Annotated in this window: 19 protein-coding genes; 8 read left to right on the top strand and 11 right to left on the bottom strand. The window is 43.4% G+C overall.

The genetic code is table 11. The annotated features are described in order from the left end of the window. Positions 1-261 precede the first annotated feature (261 nt). The 3 genes from uvrB to uvrA all read left to right on the top strand — a co-directional run bounded on the left by uvrB (position 262) and on the right by uvrA (position 6,415). Positions 262-2,292, top strand: a complete 2,031-nt coding sequence (gene uvrB / locus Q8P86_03815) for an excinuclease ABC subunit UvrB (GenBank protein ID MDP3996791.1) — start codon at positions 262-264, stop codon at positions 2,290-2,292. A gap of 261 nt (positions 2,293-2,553) precedes the next feature. Then, a complete protein-coding gene (locus Q8P86_03810) occupies positions 2,554-3,357 on the top strand; it encodes a response regulator (GenBank protein ID MDP3996790.1) in 804 nt (267 codons plus the stop codon). Positions 3,358-3,808: 451 nt separating this feature from the next. Next, positions 3,809-6,415: an excinuclease ABC subunit UvrA gene (gene uvrA, locus Q8P86_03805; GenBank protein MDP3996789.1), complete on the top strand. Its 2,607-nt coding sequence runs from the start codon at positions 3,809-3,811 to the stop codon at positions 6,413-6,415. 46 nt (positions 6,416-6,461) lie between these two features. Here uvrA and Q8P86_03800 read toward each other — a convergent pair whose 3' ends face one another. Both Q8P86_03800 and Q8P86_03795 read right to left on the bottom strand, forming a co-directional pair. Beyond that, complete coding sequence (locus Q8P86_03800) at positions 6,462-6,812, bottom strand: hypothetical protein (GenBank protein MDP3996788.1); 351 nt, start codon at positions 6,810-6,812, stop codon at positions 6,462-6,464. Between the two features lie 4 nt (positions 6,813-6,816). Next, a complete protein-coding gene (locus tag Q8P86_03795; protein MDP3996787.1) occupies positions 6,817-7,059 on the bottom strand; it encodes a hypothetical protein in 243 nt (80 codons plus the stop codon). A gap of 44 nt (positions 7,060-7,103) precedes the next feature. Between Q8P86_03795 and Q8P86_03790 the strand changes: the two genes are divergently transcribed. After that, on the top strand, positions 7,104-8,330 hold the full coding sequence (locus Q8P86_03790; protein ID MDP3996786.1) for a hypothetical protein: 1,227 nt from the start codon (positions 7,104-7,106) through the stop codon (positions 8,328-8,330). A gap of 18 nt (positions 8,331-8,348) precedes the next feature. Next, positions 8,349-9,320: a D-alanine--D-alanine ligase gene (locus Q8P86_03785; protein MDP3996785.1), complete on the top strand. Its 972-nt coding sequence runs from the start codon at positions 8,349-8,351 to the stop codon at positions 9,318-9,320. 61 nt (positions 9,321-9,381) lie between these two features. On the opposite strand, the gene Q8P86_03780 is transcribed toward Q8P86_03785, so the two are convergent. Continuing rightward, on the bottom strand, positions 9,382-10,737 hold the full coding sequence (locus tag Q8P86_03780; GenBank protein MDP3996784.1) for a hypothetical protein: 1,356 nt from the start codon (positions 10,735-10,737) through the stop codon (positions 9,382-9,384). Between the two features lie 194 nt (positions 10,738-10,931). Between Q8P86_03780 and Q8P86_03775 the strand changes: the two genes are divergently transcribed. The 3 genes from Q8P86_03775 (at position 10,932) to Q8P86_03765 (ending at position 12,301) form a co-directional block, all read left to right on the top strand. Then, a complete protein-coding gene (locus Q8P86_03775) occupies positions 10,932-11,123 on the top strand; it encodes a hypothetical protein (GenBank protein ID MDP3996783.1) in 192 nt (63 codons plus the stop codon). Positions 11,124-11,259: 136 nt separating this feature from the next. After that, entirely contained in the window at positions 11,260-11,439 is a 180-nt protein-coding gene (locus Q8P86_03770; GenBank protein MDP3996782.1) for an SPW repeat protein, read from the top strand. Between the two features lie 166 nt (positions 11,440-11,605). Then, a complete protein-coding gene (locus Q8P86_03765) occupies positions 11,606-12,301 on the top strand; it encodes a type II CAAX endopeptidase family protein (GenBank protein MDP3996781.1) in 696 nt (231 codons plus the stop codon). A 397-nt stretch (positions 12,302-12,698) separates the two neighbouring features. On the opposite strand, the gene Q8P86_03760 is transcribed toward Q8P86_03765, so the two are convergent. From Q8P86_03760 to Q8P86_03725, 8 genes are all read right to left on the bottom strand, one after another. Continuing rightward, complete coding sequence (locus Q8P86_03760) at positions 12,699-13,046, bottom strand: winged helix-turn-helix domain-containing protein (GenBank protein MDP3996780.1); 348 nt, start codon at positions 13,044-13,046, stop codon at positions 12,699-12,701. A gap of 272 nt (positions 13,047-13,318) precedes the next feature. Next, positions 13,319-13,819, bottom strand: coding sequence for a hypothetical protein (locus tag Q8P86_03755; GenBank protein ID MDP3996779.1), 501 nt, complete (start codon positions 13,817-13,819; stop codon positions 13,319-13,321). A 30-nt stretch (positions 13,820-13,849) separates the two neighbouring features. Beyond that, on the bottom strand, positions 13,850-14,344 hold the full coding sequence (locus Q8P86_03750; protein MDP3996778.1) for a hypothetical protein: 495 nt from the start codon (positions 14,342-14,344) through the stop codon (positions 13,850-13,852). Positions 14,345-14,480: 136 nt separating this feature from the next. Beyond that, positions 14,481-16,364, bottom strand: a complete 1,884-nt coding sequence (locus tag Q8P86_03745) for a DUF2075 domain-containing protein (protein MDP3996777.1) — start codon at positions 16,362-16,364, stop codon at positions 14,481-14,483. Between the two features lie 5 nt (positions 16,365-16,369). Continuing rightward, the gene (radC, locus tag Q8P86_03740; GenBank protein MDP3996776.1) at positions 16,370-17,068 is read right to left on the bottom strand and encodes a DNA repair protein RadC; all 699 of its coding nucleotides are present in this window, start codon (positions 17,066-17,068) and stop codon (positions 16,370-16,372) included. Then, entirely contained in the window at positions 17,065-17,412 is a 348-nt protein-coding gene (locus tag Q8P86_03735) for a nucleotide pyrophosphohydrolase (GenBank protein MDP3996775.1), read from the bottom strand. Before Q8P86_03735 ends, radC begins: the two co-directional genes overlap by 4 nt. 4 nt (positions 17,413-17,416) lie before the next feature. Continuing rightward, entirely contained in the window at positions 17,417-17,617 is a 201-nt protein-coding gene (locus tag Q8P86_03730) for a hypothetical protein (protein ID MDP3996774.1), read from the bottom strand. Between the two features lie 5 nt (positions 17,618-17,622). Further along, positions 17,623-17,968: DUF4143 domain-containing protein (locus Q8P86_03725; GenBank protein MDP3996773.1), on the bottom strand; the 346-nt coding region annotated here is incomplete at its 5' end.

Here is a 17,968-nt window from a genome sequence, read left to right as displayed (position 1 = left end):
CGCTTGCCCGGTCTTAGTCACTTTTTTGGGAGCTTCCCTCGTGGGGGGGGCGCTTGCATCGTAAGAAGCGCGATGCTACATGGCACTATCCCTACGCCTCGCGACTTATTTAACTCGTTTATGCTATTGTTATGTTTCGGACGCTTCTCCTATTCGGATGCCATATTTATAAGCGTATCTACACCCCTATATTCGCATGCGCCATTTGTAAGCGTATCTACACCCCTCTATTCGCATGCGCCATTTGTAAGCGTATCTACTATGAACAAACAAACCACTTTCAAGTTAAATAGCCCCTTTTCTCCATCCGGCGACCAGCCGGTGGCGATTTTGTCGTTGATGAAAGGGCTTGAAAAGGGCTACAGGCATCAGACGCTTTTGGGAGCGACTGGTACGGGCAAGACATTTACAATGGCTAACGTCTTGGCGAAACACGGCAAGCCGACTCTTGTTATCGCCCATAACAAAACATTGGCGGCCCAACTGGCCCAAGAATACCAAGAATTTTTTCCGGAAAATGCCGTGCATTATTTCGTCTCCTACTACGACTACTATCAGCCCGAGGCCTATATGCCCGTAACCGACACCTACATTGAAAAAGAGGCGATGATAAACGAAGAGATAGACCGTTTGCGTCATGCCACGACGCAGGCCCTTCTTACGCGAAGAGACGTCATTATTGTCGCCTCGGTCTCCTGCATTTACGGCTTGGGTTCTCCGGAAGAATATGAAAAAGAGCACATGAAAATAGAAGCAGGCAAATTTATTCCGAGAAATGATTTGATTCGCGCTCTTGTCAACATACATTACAAAAGAACCACTGCCGACCTTTTGCCGGGCACCTTTCGCGTCATTGGAAACTTTTTGGAAATAATGCCCATAAACGAAAAAATCATTTATCGGCTGACTCTTTCGGGTGGCGCCGAGGGAACCATTGACGTTATTGACCCCATAAACCGAACCCACAAAAAAACTCTTGAGCATTTTTTTCTTTTTCCCGCGAAACATTTTATTACCGACAAAGATAAATTGAAAAACTCCGTCAAAAACATAGAAGCTGAACTTAAAGACCAACTAAAAAAATTTGAAAAAGAAAAGAAACTTTTGGAAGCCGAGCGACTGAAAAGACGCACTCGGCAGGATATCGCCATGCTTAGAGAGGTCGGTTATGTAAACGGCATAGAAAACTATTCGCGGCACCTTTCGGGCAAAATGCAAGGCGAAGCGCCTGACACTCTTTTGTCATATTTTCCGAAAACAGAAGACGGCAAGGCGGATTTTCTGACTATCATAGACGAGTCGCATGTTACCGTGCCTCAAATCGGCGGAATGTACGAAGGGGACGCGTCCAGAAAACGGACACTTATTGAGCACGGTTTTCGGCTACCGTCCGCCGCCGACAATCGTCCTCTGAAATTTTTGGAATTTGAAGAAAGAGTCGGCCAAACCATTTACACTTCGGCCACCCCCGGGGGTTACGAAAGAAAGAAAAGCCAACAAATCGCGAACCAGATAATCCGTCCGACCGGCCTTATAGACCCCGTGCTTGAAGTACGGCCGATTCAGGAAAGCAAGACAGGAAAAAAAGCATTTGCCGGCCAAATACACGATTTTTTGAGGGAGGCGGACAAGACGATAAAAGGCGGAGGAAGGGTTCTCGCCACAACCCTTACAAAAAAAATGGCTGAAGACCTTTCGGAATATATAAAAGAGAAAAAAATAAAAGCGGCCTACCTGCACAGTGACATAGATACAATGGAGAGAATTGAAATCCTTTCGGATTTTCGCAAGGGCAAGTACGATTGTCTTATCGGGGTAAACCTTTTGCGAGAGGGACTGGACCTGCCGGAAGTGGAACTCATAGGAATTTTGGACGCCGACAAAGAAGGTTTTTTGCGCTCCGAAACGGCGCTAATACAAACCATTGGCAGAGCCGCCAGAAATATAAAAGGCAAAGTGATTTTGTACGCGGATGTCGTTACCGGTTCCATGAGCAGGGCCATTGGAGAGACCGAGCGCAGACGCAAAATACAAATTGACTACAACAAAAAGCACGGCATCACTCCGAAAACCATCGTCAAAAGCATCAGAGACATCACGGAGCGATTGGGGACGGAGCATTCAAAGGCGGTCAACCGGCTTTTGGCTGTGGACAGGACTCTTTACGAAAAGAATCCGTCCAAACTTATAAAACAGAAGGAAAAGCAAATGAACGCGGCCGTCAAAATTCTTGATTTTGAGACAGCGGCTATTTTAAGAGACGAAATATTAAAACTCCAAAGCGGTAAATAATAAAAGAAAAAGATGATTTCATAGCCGTTGCCCCCCACGAGGGAAAGCTCGGAGAAATGTGACCGCTCCAAGGGCGCTTGCCCAGGGCTCCCGTCACTTTTTTGTGACTTTCCTCGTGGGGGGCGTCTGCCGTATTTCGTAACTCAAGATAAAAAATTAAATTGGATAACTCTGCCTGTGTCAAATGCCGCAGGCCTTTTTATCCACATTTTAATTTCAATCTTTTGCTATACTAAAGGCACACGCATAAATTCAAGTAAAATGGCTCAAACAATTCTTATTATAGAGAACGACGCTTTTTGGAGCGATGTTCTTGTCAAAAAATTAGGGGAGGCCGGATACAACACGGCACTGGTCACGGACGGCGCAATGGGTTTTCAAAAGCTTAAAGAGTCGCATCCGGACATTGTTCTTTTAGACATCATGTTGCCGACAATGAACGGGTATGAAATACTTGAGGCGAAACAGAAAGACCCGACACTGTCAGTCATTCCTGTCATAATAATTTCAAATTCAGGCCAGTCGGAGGAAATAAACAGAGCGCTGTCTCTGGGTGTCAAAGATTATCTTGTAAAAACCCAATTTGACCCGGAAGAGGTCGTGACAAAAGTTCGTATTCAACTCGGTCAGGATGGGAAAACCGCCACTCTTTCCGGCGGTCCGGCTCTGAGTCCGAACCACACTACTATTTTCGGAAAGAAAATAATGTGGGTGGAAGACGATAAGTTTTTGAGCGATATTATTTCACGCAAACTTTCAACCGAAAAATGCACTCTTTTGCACTTTAAGGACGGAAGAGAGGCATTAGCCGAGCTCAAAAAAAACATACCCGACATCATAATTTTAGACATATTGCTTTCAGGTATTGACGGATGGGAGATATTAAAAAAAATAAAAGAAGATCCTTCAACCAAGAATATTCCGGTTATTCTGCTCTCAAATCTCGGTCAAAAAGGCGATGTGGATAAGGGTAAAGAATACGGAGCCAATCGTTTCCTTGTAAAGGCCACCGTAACTTTAGATGAGATAATAGAAGAAATAGGCAAGGTCTTGAATACGGCGTAGTTTTAGAGCGTAGGAATAATTGTAAACTACACACACCATTCACAAATCCTAAATCCTATTTCCTAAATCCTAAATCCTAAATCGTGTTTTATTCCTAACTCGTAACCCTCACACTCTTTTTCTCCCTTTTGTAAAGGGAGTGGCTCATTCCGATGAGCCGAGGGATTTTTAAATCCTCCGTCACATAAGAATGTGACACCTCCTTTAAAAAAGGAGGAATAAGATTTAAGAAAAGGGGAATAAGAAAAGCAATAAATTGCGTAAGTCCTATTATTCCTAACTCGTATTCTCATCTTCCATGTTTTATGCTATGCTCCTCTGTATCCCCATGGAGTGAATGTGGGGAGTGTTTGCGTATCTCCATTCGCGTGCTTTTTCTTATTCGCATGTGCCATTTGTAAGCGTATCTACATCCCTCTATTCGCATGCGCTATTTGTAAGCGTATTTACTATGAAAGAAAACAGTGAAAAAATAATAGTTCGTGGCGCCCGAACGCACAATCTCAAAAACATTACCGTTGAAATGCCGAGGAACAAGATGATTGTTTTCACGGGACTTTCCGGATCAGGAAAGTCCTCTTTGGCCTTTGATACTATTTTTGCCGAAGGGCAGAGGCGCTATGTGGAGTCGCTTTCTTCCTATGCTCGGCAGTTTTTGCGCCAGATGCAAAAACCGGACGTTGATGAAATAGTCGGATTATCACCCGCTATTTCCATTGACCAGAAGTCGCGCTCAAACAACCCACGCTCCACTGTCGCTACAATCACGGAGATTTACGACTACTTGAGAGTGCTTTTCGCTCGGGTAGGCAAACCGTACTGTTTGAAATGCGGACGGGAAATAAAAAAACTTTCAAACGAGGAAATAGTTCATACGATTACGGAAACTGTACGCTCGGTAAAAGAGGCGGACGGCAAAAGAGTTGTCTATGGAGTAGAATATGACAACTCGGTAAGGATTAAAATTTTCGCTCCTCTCGTGGTGGGACGCAAGGGCGAATACTATCAGCTTCTGTACGACCTTTTAGGCAAGGGCTACAACACGGTCAAGGTGGACGGCAAAGACCATAAACTGCGCGAGCAGATAATTCTTTCTAAGAATAAAAAACACGACATAGATGTTTTGGTGGACGAATTTTCCATAAGCGAAATAAAGGACTATAAAAAAAACGAGGCAATCAGAGAGCGTTTGCATGAGGCGGTTGAAAGAGCGCTTCAAGAGTCGGACGGTCTTTTGAAATTGGAAACAAAAGACGACGTAAAGCTCATATCTTCCAAGTTCATGTGTCCCTATGACGGATTTTCCTATCCGGAAATAGAACCGCGTCTTTTTTCTTTTAATTCGCCCTACGGGGCTTGTCCTGAATGCAACGGACTCGGAACGCGACACTTTTTCGGTGACGAGGTGTGTCCTCTTTGCGACGGTCGGCGACTTAGAAACGAAGCTCTTCATGTGCGTATCGGCGGGGGAGATAAAGGCGGAAAAGGAGGAATAAATATCGTAGAGCTTATCGGCAAGTCAATAGAAGACGCCTCGGACTTTTTTGCCGACCTTAAACTTTCAGCAAAAGAACAAGAGATTGCCAAGGTGGTGCTAAAAGAAATAGAATCCCGTCTTTCTTTCATGCTAAATGTCGGCATTGAATATATTTCTCTTGATAGGCGGGCTCATACTCTCTCCGGTGGCGAGGCCCAAAGGATCCGTCTGGCTTCACAGCTTGGGTCCGGTCTTGTCGGCGCTTTGTATGTTTTGGACGAGCCGACCGTGGGACTTCACAGTCGTGACAACGAACGTCTGATAAAAACCCTTTTGCATTTGCGCGACACGGGCAACACTATTTTGGTGGTAGAGCATGAAGAGGAGACCATTTTCGCTTCGGATTATTTGGTTGATATCGGACCGGGCGCGGGAGTGCACGGAGGCCAAATAGTGGCATCGGGGTTTTTGGATGAGCTTTTAAAATCAAAAAAAGACAGAAGTCGCTCCGAGACCCTTATGTACCTTTGCGGAGAAAAATCCGTTCCCGTTCCGGAAAAAAGAAGGCAGGGCGAAAGAGGGGAGATAAGAATCCGCGGGGCGGGCGTTTTCAACATCAAAAACCAGAACATGAATGTTCCGCTCCAGAGGTTCGTGGCAATAACCGGAGTTTCCGGTTCCGGCAAGTCCTCTTTTCTGTATGAAATATTGAACAAAAACTTGCGGGCTCGTTTTGACCGCCGTTACAGAAGCGCTGAAACGTATAACTGCGCTTCATTTTCCGGCTCGGAATATTTGTCCCGCTCAATTCTCATAGACCAAAGCCCCATAGGCCGAACTCCGCGCTCCAACCCCGCCACTTATACCGGCGCGTGGACTTTTATCCGCGACCTTTTTTCCGAAACGGAAGAAGCACGTTATCGCGGTTGGAAGGCCAGTCGGTTCTCTTTCAATGTCAAAGGAGGTAGATGCGAGGTTTGTCAAGGCAACGGCGAGATAGCCGTTGAGATGCATTTTTTGCCCACCGTTTATGTGCCGTGCGATATATGCGCCGGCAAGCGGTTTATGAAAGAAACACTGGAAGTCAAGTATAAGAAAAAAAACGTTTACGAGGTGTTAAAGATGACTGTTGAAGAGGCCCTTGATTTTTTTGGCGATATTCCGGCCATTGCCGACCGTTTGAAAACTTTGGACGAAGTGGGACTTGGATATTTGGAATTGGGACAGTCGGCCACGACCCTTTCAGGAGGGGAGGCCCAGCGAGTAAAAATATCTTCCGAGCTTTACCGTCCGCATTTGCAAAAAACGATTTATCTTTTGGACGAGCCGACAGTGGGACTGCATTACGAGGATGTCCGAAAACTTATTGAAATACTGCAAAAACTTGTTGACAAAGGAAACACGGTGGTTGTCATAGAACATAATATGGAGATTATAAAATCGGCCGACCATGTCATTGATTTTGGACCGGAAGGCGGGGACGGGGGAGGCAAGGTGGTGGCCAAAGGAACGCCCGAACAGGTCTCGGATAGTGACACGCATACCGCGAAATATTTGCGGAAAGTTTTAAAGAAGAAATAAGAAAAGCAACCTTCCTGTGGAAGGTTGCTTGCAAGTCGTCCGCGTACTATTTCAGTTTGTCCCGTCCTGCCTTCAGGATTTCAGGGATCATTTTGAAATGTTTTTTTGGGACAAAAATGGCGTTCAGGGTGAGCGCCCTAAACCTAACGCTCTCGTCTACTGTCCAGAGAAACATCAGGAGTCCGGGGAATTGGGAGCACTTTTCAAGCAGTGTAATCCCGTTCCCGGCGTCCAACCTATATGCCGTTATAAGGGCGTCAAACTTTTCCTCCGTTAGCAGTTTGACGGCCTCCTCTTGGGTTGTCGTCGTGGTACATTGGTACCCACCATAGCTTCTCTCCAGATAGTCCACTAAAATTTTGCTGGAGTGCTCCTCGCCGACGATTAGAATTTTCATGGTATCAACGGATAATACTGAAATCCAAGACGTTGGTGGGTTTTGATGACGAGAATTCTCTCATGATTTCCGGCGCGTGCTCGGGTGAGCAGAGAACCAAAGCATTTTCCGTAAGAAGAGGGTTTTCCCGCGCCTCCCTTAAGAAACTGCTGGCCCCGTTGAAGTTGACCACTTCGCCAGCAAAATCCCGGAACCACGTGTCCATGGCATTTCTCGCCGTAAGACCGATCGTTATTATTTTTTGCATATGTACATTATGTCCTAGCCTTTTCTTATGATAACATATACATCATGACTCTGTCAAAAAAAGGAAAGATAAAATCCCTGCCGGATTCGCCCGGAGTATATTTTTTTCTGGGCAAGCGCGGAGAGATACTTTATATAGGAAAAGCCACTTCCCTGAAAGACCGCGTCGGAAGTTACTGGAGCGGTGATATTTTAAAGTCCCGAGGGGTGGGCATTGCTAAAATGTTAGGCGAAATAAAAGAGGTTCAGCACAAAAAAACCGATTCCGTCCTTGAGGCGTTGCTTTTAGAGGTGGATTTGATAAAAAAATTCCTGCCCAAGTACAATGTCCGCGAAAAAGACGATAAAAGCTTTAACTGTGTTGTCGTAACCGATGAAAATTTTCCTCGCGTACTTCTCGCTCGGAAAAGGGAACTTGATTCGCAGATGCTTTCCACTTTTCACTCTAAAACTCCTGCTTTTTTCGGTCCCTTTCCCAATGGGTTGGAACTGCGCCAAGCCCTGAAAATAATCAAAAAAATTTTTCCTTACAGAGACAAATGCGTACCCAACCAAGGAAAACCGTGTTTCAACCGACAAATCGGTCTTTGTCCGGGCGTCTGTACCGGCGAAATTTCTGAAAAGGAGTACGCCAAGACCATCCGAAATATCAAGATGTTTTTTAAGGGGAAGAAAAAAGGCCTGATTACTCTTTTGGAAAAGGAAATGAAGTCAAAAGCCAAGGCGAGGGAGTTTGAAAAGGCCGGAAATATCAGAAACACGATTTCCGCCTTAAAGCATATCCGAGACATTTCTTTACTGAAGCGTGAAAATTTTAAAATAAAAGCCAAGGATTTTCGCATAGAGGCCTATGATATTGCTCACACGTCAGGCGTGGAAACGGTCGGAGCTTTTACCGTGATTGAAAATGGCGCGTTAAACAAAAAAGAGTACCGTCTGTTTAAAATAAAAGGCCAACATGGCGTGAATGATACGGCCGGTCTTCGCGAAATTTTGCGGAGGCGTTTCGTCCATCCGGAATGGAAGAGGCCGGATCTGGTGGTTGTGGACGGCAATGAAGTCCAGAAAAAAACGGCCGAAAATCAGCTTGCGGTTATGAATATTTCCATACCGGTCGTGGCTGTTGTAAAAGATAAGAGACATAAACCGGCCGGTATCATAGGAGACGGCAAAATTATAAAGGAAAATGAAAAAACCATACTTTTGGCAAACAGCGAAGCCCATAGGTTTGTCCTTCGTTTCCACAGGAAAAGGCGAGGACGAATAGCGTGAATAGTGTATAATTTAAAAATGGAAAGAATAAAAGTCGCCGTTTTACGGGGAGGCCCATCAAGCGAATACGAAGTTTCGCTAAAAACCGGCTCGGCTGTGCTTAGAAATCTGCCCGAAAAATACGAAGCAGTTGATATTCTAATAGATAAAAATGGGCTGTGGCATTTGGGCGGAGTCGGGAAGGAGCCACACGCGACATTTCCTCATTTCAATATTGCTTTCAACGCCCTGCATGGGCAATACGGCGAAGACGGCACGGTGCAGGAAATTTTGGACGCTCATGGCGTTCTTTACACCGGCTCCGCGAAATTCGCGTCCAGATTGGCGATGAACAAAGCGCTGGCCAAGAGTTTTCTCATGAAAGCCGGAGTGAAAACGCCTCTTTATAAAGTCCTGCGAAAAGGGGATTTGACCGTCCCTGATTTAGTCCGGCTTTTTCGCGCCTTTCCGTCGCCCGCGGTCGTAAAGCCCCTTTCCGCCGGCTCTTCAGTCGGTGTGCATATTGTTAAAAATTTTTCGGAACTGGAAGAGGCCATGGTTCACGCATTCGCGATATCGCCGGAAGTCATATTGGAGGAGTACATAGGAGGCAGGGAGGCAACTTGCGGAATCATAGATGATTTTCGGGGCGAGAAGCACTATGCTTTACCACCGGCTGAAATACGTCCTCCGGCTGACGCCAGTTTCTTTGACTACGAGGCCAAATACGGCGGGCGAAGTCAGGAAATATGTCCGGGTAATTTTACGGCGGAAGAAGCAGGAGAAATTAAAGAACTTGCCAGAGTCGCCCACAAAAACTTAGGACTTCGGCACTACTCCAGAAGCGATTTCATAATTCATCCGAAAAGGGGAATCTACTTTTTGGAGGCCAATACTTTGCCCGGACTTACCGAGGAGTCAGTTTTACCAAAATCGGTGGTGGCTGTCGGTTCAAGTTTGGGTGAGTTTCTTGAGCATGTGATTTCTTTGGCCGTGAAAAATTCACATTGATTTCATATCTTTTTGTTAATTTTTATTCCCTTATTCTAAGTGTTAGGGTTTTGGGAATGCTCTATTTCCTTATCACGATAGTGCTTAGGATCTCTTCGCCTAAAAGCTTGAACTGTTCAAAGTCGTCAGGATTGTGCTTGTAGTCAAGGTTGTAAAGTTCCGGACCCGCTTTAAACATAATGCTTTGGGTTTTTTGTTTTATGTAGCTTTTACCGCCGTCAAAAGTCCGTAGCTTTAAAGAAACCAGTTTGTACGCGGGGTACCCTTTGAAAGAAACCGCTTCTTTAGACAAAATTTCGCCGCCGGGTTCCGCTTTTTTGAAATTTTCTTCCTGGTTTACGATATTTTCCAGCGAGGACTCGGCCGTCTCCCCCACATAAGCGGCGTTCACCACTACAGAGCCGCGCAAAGCATTGTTTGATATTGCCGGAGCTATGAAAAATACGGAGCGCAGAGCGTCTTTTTGAGTCATATCTATTTCCCAACCTTCAGGGTACCGCATCGTGTACTGGAAAAGAGGGTCGGTATAACTTGCAAATCTTATGTTTTGAAGGGGCTGCAAATCATAACGCGCCGAAAGCGGAGTCCAAATCTGGTAGCTGCTTGCCTGTTTGTAGAAGTACGCGCTTTCTATGAAATACGCTAGAGCTTCTTCCCTTTCAATTTGGTTTCTATCCGCAAAAAGTCTGATGTCACTTTCCAAGACAAAGTTGATCGCGGATAGAAGGGTCACATAGTCAAGTTTCCACGCGCCGTTTTCTCTTGTGAAAGTCAGGGTGCCGAAAGGTTTGCCATCATAGTTCATTTTGGCGACGATGGTCCGGTCCCCTCCACTTGCCCGATCCACGGAAAGCTTGTCAGGAGAGAAAGAACTCAAAGCTGAATCGGATGAACTGTTTGAAATGGCAAAAGAAAGGATGTTTTTTTCGGTAAGTCCCAGCGTCTCTTTTGTGGCATCTGTTCTTATGGAAGTGACTATGGCGACCGTAATCGGTGATTTTACAAGCAGTTTTTCTTTGGGTGTGTAAAAAACATCATAGTAAAGCTGGTTGTACAGTTCAGTTGTCTTTTCGGAAAGATAGGTGACCGCTTTCGTCCCGTTTTTTCTGTTTGATTCGGTTAAAAATTCTCGCGCTATTTTTAAAACGGCCTGCTTATCGCTTTCTTCTACATTTCCAGCGGTTTCTTCAACTTCATACTGGGGCTTTGACAGTACCGCGTCTTCAGTTTCGTTAATATCTTGGTCGGACGCGCCGGACAACTCGTCTTGAACTTTCCGTTCTTCAAAAGTGCTTGACGCTTCGTCGCCCCCATTTTCTGCTGAGTTTTTAAACACAAAATACCCTACTGTAATCCCTGCCAGTATTAAAATCGCGACAACGGCGAAAAAACCCTTTGTCAAACTGTGTTTTAGCATAGTTACAAGATTAAATCACACAAACGAGTTTCATGCAAGTGCTAAATTAATCAGTGGAATTCCACCATAGTCAGACTATTGGAGAATGGATAGGGCATGTTTGAAAACCCTACCACTTAAAGCATGAGTCCTCCTTGCGGAGAAGTTTCGCGCGCCATTTTCGCAAAATTTGGTAAAAAACGGCTCATCAAAACTTGGGACTTCGGCACTATTCCAGAAGCGATTTCATAATTCATCCGAAAAGGGGAATATATTTTTTAGAAGCCAATACTTTGCCCGGACTTACCGAGGAGTCGCTTTTGCCAAAATCGGTGGTGGCGGTCGGTTCAAGTTTGACTGAGTTTCTTGACCATGTGATTTCCTTGGCCGTGAAAAATTCACATTGATTTCATATCTTTTTGTTAATTTTTAATTAGAGCATGTTTCAAAAAACGTTCTCCGTAAGGAGCCCGTTTATTTAAGTGTTAGGGTTTTGGACATGCTCTAAAGTCGAAATTATTAAAGTTAACAAATATAATTACTATGTGGCGACATTGGATAAACGGCTTACTTGGTCTTTGGCTTATTGTCTCGCCATTTGTGTTTGAGACAAGCTCGTCCCTCATGAATAATATTATAGTTGTTGGAATAGTGGTTGCTGTTTTGGGTTTCTGGGGAGCGGGAGTGGAAAAACACAGCATGAGCGAGGAAAGTCATGCTTGATAAAACCACCTCACCCGCAATGGCGGGTGAGGTGGTTTCGAAAAATCCACCTTCAATTGGACGGAAAGGGGAGTCCGAGGTTTTTGAAGCGGGCTCGTTTGTTCCCAATATAGTTGAAAGAAGACGACGCGATGAATAGCCCAAAATAGATGATATAATGCGGAATATGGAGGTGCAAAGAAACATATGGTCCGCGCGGGACGTGGGAATGATGACACTTTACATCGTGGGGCTCTCGGGCGCTGTGCTTTTGGGTCTTTGGCTTGCAAAGCCGGATACGCTTACGGCGGTGTTTGCATTTGAACTCTCCTTTTTTGCCATCGTGGTCGGTGTATTTTGGAGCTTTGCGAAAAAAAACAATCTTTCGCTTCACGACACTGGTTTTCGGCCTATAGGAAGAAAGTGGATTCTGCTTAGTATTGTGGCGGGATTTGGCGTTCTGTTTGCAGGAGGAGCTCTTGTAAAGACAATCGGACCGCTCCTCGGAATATCCGATGGCACAAGCTCTTCAATCAAACAACTGCTTGATACCGGCATGATAAGCGACTCAATGTGGGTGAATCTTATTCATTTCAAACTTATCGTCGCGTTTTTAATCCCCATCGCCGAAGAGCTTTTTTTCAGAGGCGTATTATTTAAATACTTTAGGCAAACACGTTCGTTCGCTTTTGCGGGTGGAGCGAGCGCGGTTATATTCGCGGCTTTGCATATCGCTCCACCGCTTATCATATTCGCGTTTCTTTTAGGACTTACAAGCGCCTTTATGTATGAAAAAAGCGGTTCATTGTTCTCCTCTATTATCGTGCATGTGGTAAACAACAATTTCGTGGCAACACTTATCCTCATCTCGCTTACGGCGTAAATCAACATTCTAACATTCTGCAGAATGTTAGAATGTTTTCATGAACCTAAGAAAGGATTTGCCGTAAGGTGAAAGCGAATGTGTTACTTGTCGACCGCGGTATTTTTTATTCAAAAGTCCGGCTTGAACAAGAGACTTTGTATGCTGGGATATGGTTTTAAAATTTGCCGCCAAACTCTCCGCGATTCTCTCAACCGTAATTCCTTCACTTTTCCCGACCAGAAACAAAATATCAATGCGCCGATGATTGGCCGCTCCTTTGAAATAACGTTCCAGCTGTTTTGAAGTTTTCCTCATGTTTCTAAAATAACATACCTCGCGCAATATTCCCACATTCTGCAGAATGTTAGAATGTTGTTTGCTCTGCCTGAATAAACACGCACGACGTCGTGCGTGTTTATTGGTTCACCTCTTTGTACATCACTCCGCGTCCGGTAACGCCAACTTGCTCCACCTTGCCTTCCTCTTGCAGTTCATCCATATATTTAACGACGGTTCGGCTCGCAACCCCAAGCGCCTCGCCAATTTCGGCATTGCCGACCTCCCCGTGCTCGCGCAAAAGCGCGAGCACGCTCTTTTTTCGCGCCTCCTTCTCTGAAGCTGTCTCAATAGCCGATTTACAAATCCCGATAAATTCTTCCTTCGCGCTTGTATCGTGTTTTTTCGCTTCTCTGTACGCGTAAAAAGCCAGCGACACAAGCGCTACGGCAAGAAGAATGATGATTAAAAATAAAATTGATGGCATAGGGTTATTTTAACACCTTTCAACTTCGCCCTGAAACTTTTTGCCCGCCCCGTTAGAAGCGAGACGCTTTCTAATGGGGTCAAACTCTTTCCGTCGTCTTGTGGTGAGCTTGCCCGTCCCGAGCTTGTCGAAGGTGTCGAACCATGCACCAACGAGTCAATTTGGTAAATGGTGACCGTCCCCATTTTCAATTTCACGATGTTCTCCTCCCGTTTTGAGTAAGATGTTATACCGCACATCTCCACCTCCTAGTTTTTTTGCTTCAAGCATAACTATTCAATCAAGACCCCGCACCTTTTACCAAAATCTTCTATATTTTTATACGAAGTATCTAAAAACCCAATTCTTTCAAAGACTCTATACTCTACAGAGCTTTTATCCCAATAAAAATGTTGCTCTTCAAATGCTTCTGATACTTTTGGACAAGGCACAAAACTTCTCCAGCCGTCTACTCCAACAAATAGTAGTGTCTTGTGTATCAACTCGCCACTTATCTTTAAACTAACCTCTGTAGCGAAAGCGTTTTTGTCTGGAAATCTTTTAGTCCATGCCTGTGTAAAATCTCTAGAATCATCAGATATTTCTATCACAAAAGAATTATCGTCTTCAAAAATCCATTTTTCGTTAGGACCAAAAGAGACCTTTTTCCATTTTGGTAATTCCAGCAATCTCTCAAATACTGCGAGATTTTTCTTACCAAAGATTTTTCTAAAAGACCACGATACAAACCACGCTGGTGCTTTTTTTAAAATCCATAAAGATACTTCTTCCATATTATTTTTTGCTTGAATCTTCAACAATTTTTAGTCTCCTTTCATCCAACGATCTATGCAAAATCGCAAAAATTGAGCACCCCGACTTACTAATTCAGCATCTCTATCATTTTTCATGTCCTTTGCTCCGTGGAAAAGATTGCATCTAATTTGATATACAAAATCAAATGTTTGTTCCAAACTATTTTCATCATTCAAGTAAATCATTCCGTTTGAGTTCGGTCTCATATCTTGAATAGGGGAAAGCTCTTTGAATGTAAGTGCGTATCCGGATAACGAGTTCCACTTTTTCAAAATGCGATCCTTAAAATCGGACCTGTTCTGATAAAAATAATCCAGTTTATCTCGATCTGAACCAGATTGGGAGATTTCAGTTAGATATGCGTCGAATATCATCCAACACAACATAAAATCAAGCCAAGGGTCCTGCCGTATTTTCAGCTTCACATTATTCAACTTAAAATACCACCAAGCCATTCTTGTCTTAAACCCCTGATCGACCTCGTTTGTGTAAGAGAGAACCATAGAATTATTTTCTGCTTGAATCTTCAATAATTTTTATTCCCGCCCCGTAGTCAGCTTGTCTGTACTACCGGGGTCTTACGAGTTCAAGCCGTAGAGTTTACTTGTGGTGAGTTTATCGAACTATACACCAGCTCGTCTATTTGACGTTATAGGTTGTGGAATTTAATTCTTCCCCCAACCTTGTCTTAAAATATGCTTCCGTTTCCTTATCGACAAAGTAGACATAACATCCTTTTGTGCCACGCGTCATGAGCGCCCTGTATGTATTCTTAATGATTGCGTCCAAGCGTATCTTGGTTCCGTGCGGGTCATTTTTCATTATTTTCTTCCAACCATGAATTGACTTATCTGTGCTAGCTCTTGCCTCTGGCATAGTCATAACCTTGTTATCCCGAACAATAAGATCTGGCCCGACAATTACACCGATATAATCAACCTCTAATCCTTGGCAGGTATGAATGCATCCAACTTCGGTAACTGAGCTCGGCTGAATAATCCACGCCTGTCCATCCCTATCTAGATTCCAAGTTGCCTTGTAGTTATCAATTTGAATATCCTTGAGTTCTGGATTTTTCTTACTTACCCATTTCCAACAATATCCAGCAACCATGCGAGCCTTATTTTTCGACTTATTTTTTTCGATAATTTCTTCGTGGAGTTCCTTGGGATTATCAAAAATCTTAAAATCATAATCCCTGTCATTAAAAAATTCATTTGCTGTATCATGTATCTGTAGACTATTGTCAAGCCACGCAAGATAACCATCCGAACCGTTACACCTAAATTGAGATTCTAGCGCTAGTTCAGTAGTTACAGCACCTAGTTCCTTTGCGTATTTTCGTATCTCCTCTTTGTCACCAATGTCCTTCAGTGTTACTTTCTGGTCTTCATCGACGAAAAATATACTAAATTTTGATGATTTTATAATTTCTTTTACTTGATTTTCGCCGAGATGACTGAAAATTCCGGATTTCGCATTCAATCGATGCGCCTCGTCAACAATTAAGGCATCGTAAAGATTCGAATCTAATTTATGAAATGACCCAGAGCCACTAAACATATTTGAAATATGCGATTTTTTAAACGATCCCGTGAGTTTTGCTTCATATACTTCACGGGGCGCTGAATTACGAGTGATGTATTGAGTAACGAGTTCTCTCTTCGTTAACTCTACTAATAGGTTGATAGCAACAACAGTTTTTCCGGTTCCAGGGCCCCCTTGAACTATAAGGACATTTTTATTCAGTTCTGATGATTCTCGTGCAAGTTTTAGTGCAGTCTCAAAAACAATTTTTTGATCGTCTATCATCACAAACTCATTGTTGCCGGACAACATTGAGCTTAATTGATCAGCAAGATTCTTCGATGGGCGTATCCTACCCTGATCGATTCTATACATGATCTTATTTTTATCACCATATCTTACGTGATTCTTTATAAACCCCCGGAGTTTGAGTGCATCATCTCTTAAAAATAGTGGTGCATGATCAATGTACTCTTTATAAAAAACATTGGAGATAACATCATCATCCTCATAATTATGCAGGTAGGCGCAAGGAAAAAGCTGGATATTCTCTTCTTCCACAGTCTGATTGTAGTCTTCTAAAAGTCTTTTATATGACCAAGCCTGATAAGAAGGATGTGGGGTCTCCTTCTCCCCATGCTTAAAATACGTTGTTACAATTGCATCCTTTTCTGTAATCTCCGCCTTTTGCCACTGTTTCAGCTCAATAATTATCACCGACTCCTCTTTCGTAGAAGAAAGCCCTGTAATAATGAAGTCAATTCTTTTTGATGAACGGGGAATGTGATACTCGATAGAAATACCTGCATCTCCAGGGATCGAGTTGTCATTTAAAACACGGTCCATGAACTGAAGGGAGTTTGTCCAAGAGTTTAGCTCCGAAACCCCAGTATTCTTACCTGTAGTATCTCTATATTTATCAAGAATAACCTGCCCAATCTTATTCGACATAATATCACCTTGAAAACCAGATTTTGTTGCGGAATATATAATCATAATTACTACAGTAATAGTTGTTGCTGAAAACTAAAGTTTTCAGTGATAGATACAATGAAGTGATCTCTAATCTCAATTCCCAAGGTTCTACCAGTTTCTACTAGCCGACGTGTTATATCTCGGTCTTCACTGGAAGGCTCGATGGACCCGGACGGATGATTGTGAGCAATGATAACACTTGCAGATCGTAATGAAACCGCGGGTTCAAAAACTTCACGAGGGTGAACGAGCGCAGCATTCAGTATCCCCACTGAAATAATCCTATCATCAATTAAACGACCCTGTGCATCTAGATAAAGCGCCACAAAATGCTCTTTTTTTTCGTTTCCTAGCCACTTCTGTAAATAATCAACGACTGCTTGCGGTGATCTCAGGTCTAATTTTTCTGAAATGCGTTCCTTTGCCAAACGTATAGAAATTGCCTGAAAGAGCTTAATCCCGAAAGAATTTGAGGGACCGATACCTTTAACTCGCTGAAGTTCAGTGACTGAGGCGTCAAATACTCCCCGCAACCCTTTAAATTCCCTGATAGCATCTTTGGCCATAGGCTTACAATCTTTCATTGGAGTACCCAAGGTCAAAAGTAGTTCCACAATCTCATAATCATGGAATCCATTCAGACCAGACTGCAAAAAACGATCACGCAGTCTCTTTCTATGTCCGGCACTTTTATGTTCAGTTTTAGTGTGGTCAGACGTATTCATAGTCTTGTATATTTCGTATGTCTTCCTTTGGATTTATCAATCGGATATTTTTCTTCATTCTTTTTTATCTTTTTTTCCAAAGCATCCAAAATATCAATATTTAGATCGGCACTCATCAAAAGCACCCAATATAAAACATCAGCCAATTCTTCTCCGATATCTGCCTTATTCGTTACTATATATTTCTCCATCTCCTCCTTACTTTTCCACTGAAAATGCTCCATGACTTCGGCGGCCTCAAGAACTAGCGAGAGAGCAACATCCTTTGGATTATGAAATTGCTTCCAGTCTCGCGCATCTCGGAAAGCAATTATTCGTTTTGTTAAATCCCTTATATTTTTCATAAATTTATTTTTCAGTTCTTTTAACTTCTTCGCGATTTTTTTCATCACCGATAAGTCGCACATAAAATTCGCACCCGTCTACTCCGAGTGCCCCGCATTTGCACATAGTCATTTTCTTGTGCGTATTCCAATAAATCTCATCTCCGCAATGAGTGCATTTGTAGTAGGTTTCTTCTTTGGTTTTGTTGGCAATTTCTTGTGTCATATATTTTAAACTTCGGTTTTCTCAAGCAACCATTCCCAAAGCGGTCTAAACTGTATAGTCATGTTGTCTTTTTCCACCGTGTGTTTTTCGTCCCATGTGAGTACGGTTAACTTTTTAACGTTCAATTCGCCACTTGCTTCAGATAGAGCTTTTGTTTCTCTTTGCTCGACATCTGAATTTATGGACTCATAGCAAACCTGTATCAGTTCTGTAACCAGATGTCCTTTTTTTACGACAAAATCCACCTCGCGATCATTGCGAGTTTTGTAATAGAATAATTCCAAGTTTGGCTTAAGGCCTCGTTTTACCAGTTCGGTAAAAACCAGATTTTCCATCAGTTTGCCTTTGTCC

This window comes from bacterium (genome assembly GCA_030699905.1).
In the GTDB taxonomy this organism is placed as follows: Bacteria; Patescibacteriota; Minisyncoccia; order Phycocordibacterales.
This window is presented reverse-complemented; position numbering and strand designations above follow the sequence as displayed.

Excerpts from the sequence above, each read along its gene's own strand:
- uvrB (MDP3996791.1), top strand. The coding sequence starts at position 262 with ATGAACAAACAAACCACTTTCAAGTTAAATAGCCCCTTTTCTCCATCC.
- Q8P86_03810 (MDP3996790.1), top strand. The coding sequence starts at position 2,554 with ATGGCTCAAACAATTCTTATTATAGAGAACGACGCTTTTTGGAGCGAT.
- uvrA (MDP3996789.1), top strand. The coding sequence starts at position 3,809 with ATGAAAGAAAACAGTGAAAAAATAATAGTTCGTGGCGCCCGAACGCAC.
- Q8P86_03800 (MDP3996788.1), bottom strand. The coding sequence starts at position 6,812 with ATGAAAATTCTAATCGTCGGCGAGGAGCACTCCAGCAAAATTTTAGTG.
- Q8P86_03795 (MDP3996787.1), bottom strand. The coding sequence starts at position 7,059 with ATGCAAAAAATAATAACGATCGGTCTTACGGCGAGAAATGCCATGGAC.
- Q8P86_03790 (MDP3996786.1), top strand. The coding sequence starts at position 7,104 with ATGACTCTGTCAAAAAAAGGAAAGATAAAATCCCTGCCGGATTCGCCC.
- Q8P86_03785 (MDP3996785.1), top strand. The coding sequence starts at position 8,349 with ATGGAAAGAATAAAAGTCGCCGTTTTACGGGGAGGCCCATCAAGCGAA.
- Q8P86_03780 (MDP3996784.1), bottom strand. The coding sequence starts at position 10,737 with ATGCTAAAACACAGTTTGACAAAGGGTTTTTTCGCCGTTGTCGCGATT.
- Q8P86_03770 (MDP3996782.1), top strand. The coding sequence starts at position 11,260 with ATGTGGCGACATTGGATAAACGGCTTACTTGGTCTTTGGCTTATTGTC.
- Q8P86_03765 (MDP3996781.1), top strand. The coding sequence starts at position 11,606 with ATGGAGGTGCAAAGAAACATATGGTCCGCGCGGGACGTGGGAATGATG.
- Q8P86_03760 (MDP3996780.1), bottom strand. The coding sequence starts at position 13,046 with ATGCCATCAATTTTATTTTTAATCATCATTCTTCTTGCCGTAGCGCTT.
- Q8P86_03755 (MDP3996779.1), bottom strand. The coding sequence starts at position 13,819 with ATGGAAGAAGTATCTTTATGGATTTTAAAAAAAGCACCAGCGTGGTTT.
- Q8P86_03750 (MDP3996778.1), bottom strand. The coding sequence starts at position 14,344 with ATGGTTCTCTCTTACACAAACGAGGTCGATCAGGGGTTTAAGACAAGA.
- Q8P86_03745 (MDP3996777.1), bottom strand. The coding sequence starts at position 16,364 with ATGATTATATATTCCGCAACAAAATCTGGTTTTCAAGGTGATATTATG.
- radC (MDP3996776.1), bottom strand. The coding sequence starts at position 17,068 with ATGAATACGTCTGACCACACTAAAACTGAACATAAAAGTGCCGGACAT.
- Q8P86_03735 (MDP3996775.1), bottom strand. The coding sequence starts at position 17,412 with ATGAAAAATATAAGGGATTTAACAAAACGAATAATTGCTTTCCGAGAT.
- Q8P86_03730 (MDP3996774.1), bottom strand. The coding sequence starts at position 17,617 with ATGACACAAGAAATTGCCAACAAAACCAAAGAAGAAACCTACTACAAA.